Below are 8,233 nucleotides of genomic sequence, written 5' to 3' on the forward strand. Positions count from 1 at the left end.
GCGCCGGTTGGCGGGGTGACGGTGCACCGTGGCAAGCGCCGAGCGGGCGGCGTCTGCGGCCTCGGCGACGCCGGGCAAGGCCGCCAGCGGGGCGAGCGGATCGTCGGCTGGGGAGTTCACGGGGTCGAGGCTACCGACCCTTCACCGCACGCGACATGGCGGTATCGGCCGAACGAATTGCACGACACAGCCAATTATCAGCCACCTCAACTGATGTCTAGCTGGTGTAATCGGCCCTACGACGCCGGTCCCGCCGGGGCCCGAGGCGCCCACCCACAACACACGGAGGCCCCGTGAACCTCAAGGAACAGCTCGACGCCCTGCTCGATGCGACCGCCTTCGATTCCACCGGGACCAAGGTCGGTTCGGTTCGCCAGGTCTACGTGGACGACGCCAGCGGCAAACTCACCTTCGCCACCGTCTCCACCGGCATCTTCTCCGCCGACGCGATCGTCCCACTGCACGGCGCCCGCCTCCTCGACTCCGAGCTGCACCTCGACCACACCCGCAGCGTCATCCGCGATTCGCCCCGCCCGGACAACACCGAGGACGCCCTCACCCCCGACCAGGAGGTCAAGCTTCTCGAGTACTACGGCATCGAGGCACCCCAGCGTGGCCGCGACACCGCCGCGACGAAGCCGGGGATGGCCGACCCGAAGAAGCCGGACACCAAGAGAGACAAGCCCGCCGAGAAGAAGAGCGAATCGACGACCGAGCGGCCGAAGTCGGCGCCGGGATCGACGAGCTCGTCGTCGTCGCCCTCAGGCACCTCGTCCCCCACCAACGCCGCACCCTCCGCGCCGAAGGCCGCGCCCGGTACCACCGCCGCACCCAAGACCGCGCCTGGTACCACCGCGCCGAAGGCCGCGCCCAGCACCGCCGCGCCCAAGGCCGCGGAAACCACGCCCGAGGGAGGTGCGGCCGGCGACAAGGGCCAGGTCGCAGGGGGAGAAAAGCCAAAGACCGGGACGACGACGACACCATCGCCGAGCAGCCCGTCCCCCGCAGGACCCGGCTCCTCCGCGCGCACTGACAACGCCTCGGTCCGCACCGAAAGCCCCACGGGCGGGGACGAAAAGACGTCGTCGCCGCAGCGCGACTGAGTCAGGGGACGGCACTCCCCCCTGCCCTCACCCCCTGCTTCCCCCCTCGGTTCCCCCCGTCGGGTGGGTTACAAAACGCGCGGGCCGTGATGTGACTACGCTCACAGCCATCGGTCCGGTCGTTACCGCCGTGTCGACTCCGGCCGCCGTGTACCCCATACCCGAGAGAGAGCCGCTGATGACCGCTCACGATCCCAACGAGACCTTCGCCCCCTCCCCCGCGTTCGCCGAGCAGGCCAACGTCGGACCCGGCGAATACGAGCGCGCCGCCGCCGACCGCCTGGCCTTCTGGGACGAGCAGGCCCGGCGTCTGGACTGGGCCGCCGACTGGAACGAGGTTCTCGACTGGTCGGACGCGCCCGTCGCCAAGTGGTTCGTCGACGGCCGCCTCAACGCCTCCTACAACTGCGTCGACCGGCACGTCGAGGCCGGCAACGGCGATCGTGTGGCCATCCACTGGGTCGGCGAGCCCACCGACGACTCCCGCGACATCACCTACTCCGACCTCAAGGACGAGGTCAGCCGCACCGCGAACTACCTCAGCTCGCTCGGCCTGGTAGCCGGCGACCGCGTGGCCATCTACATGCCGCTGCTGCCCGAGACGTACATCGCGATGCTCGCCTGCGCCCGCCTCGGCCTGACGCACTCGGTGGTGTTCGCCGGATTCTCCTCGGCCGCACTGCGCTCGCGCGTCGACGACGCCTCCGCCAAGGTCGTCATCACCGCCGACGGCCAGTTCCGCCGCGGCAAGCCCGCGCCCCTGAAGGCGGGCGTCGACGAGGCCCTCGGTGACTCGCTGCCCAGCGTCGACGGCCCGGCAGATTCCGTCCAGAAGGTGCTCGTGGTCCGCCGCACCGGGATCGACGTGGACTGGCAGGACGACCGTGACGTGTGGTGGGACGAGGTCATCCCCGGCCAGTCCGCCGAGCACACGCCGGAGGCCTTCGACTCCGAGCACCCGCTGTTCCTGCTGTACACCTCCGGCACGACCGGCAAGCCCAAGGGCATCGTCCACACCACCGGCGGCTACCTCACCCAGGCCTCGTACACCCACGACGTGGTGTTCGACCACAAGCCGGGCAAGGACGTCTACTGGTGCACCGCCGACGTCGGCTGGGTCACCGGACACACCTACGGCGTCTACGGTCCGCTCTCCAACGGCGCCACCTGCATGGTCTACGAGGGCACGCCCAACTCCCCCAACGAGCACCGGCACTTCGAGATCATCGAGAAGTACGGCGTCAGCATCTACTACGCCGCACCGACGCTCATCCGGACGTTCATGAAGTGGGGCCGCGAGATCCCCAAGGCGCACGACCTCAGCTCGATCCGTCTGCTCGGCTCCGTGGGCGAGCCCATCAACCCCGAGGCCTGGCGCTGGTACCGCGAGCACATCGGCGGCGACGCCGTCCCGATCGTGGACACCTGGTGGCAGACCGAGACCGGCGCCATCATGATCTCGCCGCTGCCCGGCGTCGCCGAGGCCAAGCCCGGCTCCGCGATGCGCGCCCTGCCCGGCATCAACGTCTCCGTCGTCAACGGCGACGCCCAGGAGGTCCCCGCCGAGGAGCAGGGCTTCCTCGTGATCACCGAACCGTGGCCCGCGATGCTCCGCGGCATCTGGGGCGACATGGAGCGCTACCGCGACACCTACTGGTCCCGCTTCGCCGAGGAGGGCTACTACTTCGCCGGAGACGGAGCCAAGTTCGACTCCGACGGCGCACTGTGGGTCCTCGGCCGCGTCGACGACGTGATGAATATCTCCGGCCACCGCATCTCCACCTCCGAGGTCGAGTCCGCGCTCGTCGGCCACGACTCCGTCGCCGAGGCCGCGGTCGTCGGTGCCAACGACGAGACCACCGGTCAGGCGATCGTCGCATTCGTCATCCTGCGCGAGAGCGCGCCCGAGGACACCGACCACCACCAGGCCCTCATCGATGAGCTGCGGGCACGGGTCTCCACCGAGATCTCCCCAATCGCCAAGCCGCGCGACATCACGATCGTGCCCGAGTTGCCCAAGACCCGGTCCGGAAAGATCATGCGTCGACTACTCAAGGACCTCGCCGAAGGCCGCGACGGTGGCGACACCTCGACCCTGTCCGATCCCACGATCATGGAGCAGATCCGGGCGAAAGGCACGCGCGGCTGACGGGTAGAGCGTGAAGGCGGCCACGTGTCGTGGCACGATGGACGGCGGTACGCCTACCGCCCGAGCACACGGCGTAACCATCGCCGGACAATGGAGGAGCAACCGTGAGCCACGCCCAGGGAACCCACAAGCCGACCGAGGCCTCGATCCCCCTGCACGACGCCGACTCGATCGGCCGTGGCGACGCCAGCATCGGCACCCTGGTCAAGAACGCATCGACGCACGTGTCCACACTGATGCGCGCCGAGATCGAACTGGCCAAGACCGAGGTCACCGAGCAGGTCAAGAAGGCCGCCACCGGGTCCGGCTTCTTCGTGGCCGCGCTGATCTTCCTGCTCATGTCGTTCTTCCCGTTCGTGTTCATGTGGGCGAAGCTCATCTCGATGTGGTTCGGCACCAAGACCTGGGACTGGATGGGCTTCCTCATCGTGTTCGTGGTCCTGGTGGTCCTCGCCGGACTGTTCGCCTTCCTCGGCTACCTCAAGATCAAGAAGATCCAGAAGCCGCAGCGCACGATCGACTCGGTGAACGACCTCAAGCTGGCGATGCCCACCGGCTCCTCGCCCAAGCCCGGCACCGTCCGGGTCACCGAGACGCCGGAGCCGTCGTCACGCAAGTGACGGCCCACCTCAGGAGACTCTAGGACGCCTCACTTCCTGAAACCGGCACACCACTGAAACCCCGCACGCACAGGCCGCCCGACCCGTCGATCGTCAGGATCGACGGGTCGTGGCGGCATCGTGACGTCTCGGCCAATGGCATCCGCCTGCACGTCGCCGAGGCATTCCCCGACACCCTGCCCGCGGGGACCCCACCCGGCGAACTGCCGCCCCTGGCGCTCCTGGTCCACGGACTCGGCGGCATCTGGTGGACCATGCGGTCCCCACTGGTCGCACTCGCCGAGGCCGGATTCCACGCAGTCGCCGTCGACCTTCGGGGCCACGGCGACTCCGACAAACCACCCCGCGGATACGACGCGTGGACTCTGTCCGGCGACATCACGAACCTCGTGCGCGCGCTCGGCCACTCCTCCGCCGTGATCGTCGGCCAGGGCGAAGGTGGTTTCGTGGCCTGGACCGCGGCGTATCGACGGCCCCGCGCGGTCGATGGTCTCGTCGTCGTCGGATCTCCCCACCCCCTCGCCATGCGCCGGGCCGCCGTGCGACCCGGTGACCAACGCCGGGCACTCGTGCCGCGACTCCTGTCCGACCAGGCACCGCGACTGCCCGAGCGGCGACTCACCCGCGACGGGGCGGCCGCCGTCGAAGAGATGCTGCGCAGCCACTCCGGCCCCACCTGGCCCGAGACCGACGACTTCCGCGAATCCGCCGACCTGCTCCGCCGCGCGATGCTGATCCCCAAGGTCGCGCACCTGTCGCTCGAGTGCCGCCGCTGGATGGTGCGAAGCCAGTTCCGGCCCGATGGCCGCGACTTCCGCCACACCGTGTCCGGCGTGCTCGACCAGCCGGTGCTCGCGATCAGTGGCGCCGAGGACCGGTTCGTCCTGCCGGCGACCGTACGCGAATCCGCGCCGTGGGCCCGCAATTTCCGGTCAGTCGAGGTCCCGGGCGCGGGCCACTACCCGGCGATGGAGGCACCCGCGGAGACCTCGCGCCTGATCGTGAACTTCGCCCGCGCCGCCATCAGCCGCTGACTACTGGCCGGTTGCCTGACACGCCTCGGCATCTGCACGACACTTGGTGCGACTCTGAGCGGATTTTCGCACCAGATGTCTGGCAACTGAGTTCCGATGTAAGGCAAGTGCCGCTGGTGCTCAGCGAGGGCCCGATTTAGGCAACGTCAGCGTGGATTTGGGCAACATCAGCGTTTTAGGCAACACCAGTGCGGTTTCGGAGGCCTGATTCCACGCTGACGTTGCCCAAAATCTCGCTGATGTTGCTCAAAACGCAGACGCCGGGTGGAGCCGGATTGCGCGCATGCGCCGAACTGCAGGCCGGGCAATCAGGCGGGCGGCTGCGTGGGGCTGGCGGGCGGGCAGGCGCGAGACGGGCAGGGTGGCGCGCAGGCGTCAGGCAGCGCCCACGCACTGGCCCGTGGGCACCGGGCTCGGGGCCTCGAGCCCGGCCATCAGCTGGGGCAGCACCTGCTCGACGGTGAGGGCGTAGCCGGTGTCGTCGGCGTCCATCGCGGCACCGAACACCACGCCCACGACCTCGCCCTCCGGCGTGATCAGCGGGCCACCGGAGTTGCCCTCGCGGACGGTCCCCCGCAGGATGTACACCTCCCGCTCGACGGTCTGCTGACGGTAGATGTCCGGGCCGCGCAGCGTGACGCGCTCACGGACACGCGCAGCGTCGGGACGGTACGGGCCGTTGCCGGGGTAGCCCAGCACGATCGCGTTGTCGCCGGTCCGGGCCCGGTGGGACGCGAACGGCATGACCGGCGCCGAGAGCTCGGGAACCCGCAGCACGGCGATGTCCACACCGGGGTCGTAGACCACCACCTCGGCGGGCAGGTCCCGGCCCTCGGACTGCACCGTCACCTGGTCGGTGCCCGCCACGACGTGCGCATTGGTCATCACCAGTCCCGGCGCGGCCACGAAGCCCGAGCCCTCCAGCGCGCGACTGCACGACTCCGCACGGCCGAGAATCTTGAGCACCGACGGCTCGACCCGCTGGACCACCTCGGAGGAGGCGAGGACCGGGTCGGGCGGCTCGACCTCCTGCATCGGGGTCGTGCCGAAGGGGCCGAGGATGTCGGGCAGGCCGGTGGTGCCGAGCACCGAGGTGAACTCGGCCGGGATCCGCTGCAACTGCTCGGGGGCGAGATCGTCGACCTTCGCCAGGACCGTCGACCCGCGCACGGCCTTGCCGAGTGACGAGTTCTCCTGCGCCGCAATCGGCACCGCGACGAGCCACGCCACCAGCAGCATCGCGGCGGCCTGGAACACCGCCCCGATCGTCGAGTCGAAGAGTTTGGCCCAGGTGCCCTCGATATATCGCCTGGCCGCGCGACCGATCGTCACACCGGCGACCTGGCCGATGATCACCATCAGCGCGATGATCGCCAGCCCCGCGGACAACCGGCCCAGTGGGGAGTCGATCTCACGGACCAGGTGCGGCGCCACCAGCAATCCGGAGGTGGCGCCGATGCCCACGCCGAGCAGCGCGAACCCCGATGCCGCAGCCCCGTTGATCCAGCCCGAGATGGCCGCGGCCACCGCGAGCGCGAACAGGGCGAGGTCGAGCCACTGCGAGCCCGTCACCGGTAACCCCGGCGCGGATTGTCTGCGGGAAGGTCCAGGGGCTCCTCGCCGACCGGGGAATCAGACTGGTCAGCAGCAGCGGCGGCCCCGGCAGCAGCAGCCGACCCGGCCCCAGCGCCCTGCCCGGCATCCGGGGTGGCGGCGGAATGGTCGTTGTCGTCGTCGTCAAATTCTGCACTGACGCCGGGAACCCCGGCGACGGTGCGGTCGGCGCCCGGCCCCGCGTGCTCACGCCGCGCCTCCTCGGCGGACATCCCGTGCCGCTCACCGTTCCCGGACTCGGCGAGGGTCTGCTCGAGGTCGCGGATGTCGGCGGTGTCCCAGTCCAGATCCCAGCCGGCCGAGTGGAACATCGCGGCCAGGATCCCGGCGGTGAAGCCCCAGATCACCAGGTCATCGTGCTGGAAGGCGGGCCCGGTCCAGCCCGTGGAATGCCGCAGGAGGAAACGATTGGCGGGGTCGAGCAGCTCGTCGAGGTAGACGGTCATCACGCGCGACGTCTCGCCCGGATCCACCACGTCGACCTCCATCGGCTCGCGCCAATAGCCGATCACCGGCGCGACCGAATAGTTGGAGACCGGGATGTACAGCTCCGGCAGCACGGCCAGCACGTCCACGCCGGCCGCATCGAGGCCGGTCTCCTCCCACGACTCGCGCAGGGCCGCCTCGACGGGGCCGCTGTCCGTGTCGTCGACGCCACCGCCGGGGAACGAGACCTGCCCCGAGTGACTGCGCAGCGTGGGCGCGCGGTGGGTGAGCAGGACGCGGGCGTTCTTCGGCGGGCGGGGCCCGGGCGCGGCGGGATCGCCGGAGAACAGCACCAGCACGGCGGCGTCGCGATGGGGGCGGCCGACCTCGTTGGGGCCGCGGTCCTCGGGCGGCTTCCGCTTGGGCAGCAGCCCGTCGAAGCTGCCGTCGGTGCACGCCGCGAGCAGCGGATCCATCCACCCGGGGTGCGGGACGCCGGTCACCTCGCCGGGCCGCGGAACCGTCGCGCTCACACCGTCACCCCCAGGTACTCGGAGACGGCGTCGAGCACGTCCTGCTCGCTGTACATCGGCTGGATCAGCACGTGCTCCACGGTCCCGTCGGCGCCCACGAACACGGTCAGCGGCAGCACCGGCGGCGCCCCGAGGATGCCGGGCAGCTCCTCCTCCTGGTCGGAGACGGAGATCATCTGGTCGATGCCCAGCGCGCCGAGCGTGTCGAAGCCCTTGGTCTCGGACGGGTCGGTGTGGGAGACCACGAACCGCACCTCGTCCCCCAGCGCCGCGGCCGCGTCCTGGATGGCGGGGAGCTCGCGGCGGCACGGCTCGCACCAGTAGGCCCACATGTTGACGACCATAGGTTTCCCGGCCTGGACCTTGCCGAGGGTGGTGGTGGAACCGTCGTCCATGCAGCGCACCATGAGGCCCGCGACGGGGCCGTCGGTGGTCGCCGCCGCGCCACTGTCGCGGCAGTCGGGAAGGTCCATCGTGGCGCGGGTCTGCTCGTCCACGACCGTCACCGGCTCGTCCTCGGGGGGTCCGCCGACGGGCGGCGCGGCCTGGGGCGACAGGACCTCGCCGCCGTCCCCGGCCTGGGTGCTCTGCTCGCCCCCGGAACCGTCCATGGTGGAAAATAGGGCGACGACGACGCCGACGAGCACCACAAAAGCGACGATCGTCCATCTCACGGAGGCGGTCACTGCAGATCCCCCAGACCCACCAGCTCGAGCAGATGCCCCCGCTCGGGTCCGGCCACGAGGCGGGCGGC

Annotated in this window: 7 protein-coding genes and 1 pseudogene; 4 read left to right on the forward strand and 4 right to left on the reverse strand. The window is 70.1% G+C overall.

Annotation, left to right across the window (positions count from 1 at the left end; genetic code table 11):
* Window positions 1–120 (reverse strand): annotated as a pseudogene (locus tag G6016_RS17120) (oxidoreductase); the annotation flags it as partial.
* Window positions 121–293: 173 nt separating this feature from the next.
* Between G6016_RS17120 and G6016_RS04010 the strand changes: the two are divergent.
* The 4 genes from G6016_RS04010 (at window position 294) to G6016_RS04025 (ending at window position 4,906) form a co-directional block, all read left to right on the forward strand.
* The gene (locus G6016_RS04010; RefSeq protein ID WP_182631412.1) at window positions 294–1,103 is read left to right on the forward strand and encodes a PRC-barrel domain-containing protein; all 810 of its coding nucleotides are present in this window, start codon (window positions 294–296) and stop codon (window positions 1,101–1,103) included.
* 178 nt (window positions 1,104–1,281) lie between these two features.
* Window positions 1,282–3,252, forward strand: coding sequence for an acetate--CoA ligase (gene acs / locus G6016_RS04015; RefSeq protein ID WP_182631413.1), 1,971 nt, complete (start codon window positions 1,282–1,284; stop codon window positions 3,250–3,252).
* Between the two features lie 104 nt (window positions 3,253–3,356).
* On the forward strand, window positions 3,357–3,872 hold the full coding sequence (locus G6016_RS04020; RefSeq protein ID WP_182631414.1) for a phage holin family protein: 516 nt from the start codon (window positions 3,357–3,359) through the stop codon (window positions 3,870–3,872).
* Window positions 3,873–4,093: 221 nt separating this feature from the next.
* The gene (locus G6016_RS04025) at window positions 4,094–4,906 is read left to right on the forward strand and encodes an alpha/beta fold hydrolase (RefSeq protein WP_338403505.1); all 813 of its coding nucleotides are present in this window, start codon (window positions 4,094–4,096) and stop codon (window positions 4,904–4,906) included.
* Between the two features lie 375 nt (window positions 4,907–5,281).
* On the opposite strand, the gene G6016_RS04030 is transcribed toward G6016_RS04025, so the two are convergent.
* The 3 genes from G6016_RS04030 to G6016_RS17650 are packed head-to-tail and all read right to left on the reverse strand — an operon-like array spanning window position 5,282 to window position 8,165.
* Window positions 5,282–6,478 carry a MarP family serine protease gene (locus G6016_RS04030; RefSeq protein ID WP_182631415.1) on the reverse strand — a complete coding sequence of 399 codons (1,197 nt, stop codon included), beginning with the start codon at window positions 6,476–6,478 and terminating at the stop codon, window positions 5,282–5,284.
* Window positions 6,475–7,479 (reverse strand): NUDIX hydrolase, encoded by a 1,005-nt coding sequence (locus tag G6016_RS04035; RefSeq protein ID WP_338403504.1) that lies wholly within the window; start codon window positions 7,477–7,479, stop codon window positions 6,475–6,477. The genes G6016_RS04030 and G6016_RS04035 overlap by 4 nt, the downstream gene beginning before the upstream one ends.
* Complete coding sequence (locus G6016_RS17650; RefSeq protein ID WP_182631416.1) at window positions 7,476–8,165, reverse strand: redoxin family protein; 690 nt, start codon at window positions 8,163–8,165, stop codon at window positions 7,476–7,478. The genes G6016_RS04035 and G6016_RS17650 overlap by 4 nt, the downstream gene beginning before the upstream one ends.
* Window positions 8,166–8,233 lie beyond the last annotated feature (68 nt).

This window comes from Dietzia aerolata (assembly GCF_014144865.1).
Lineage (GTDB): Bacteria > Actinomycetota > Actinomycetes > Mycobacteriales > Mycobacteriaceae > Dietzia > Dietzia aerolata.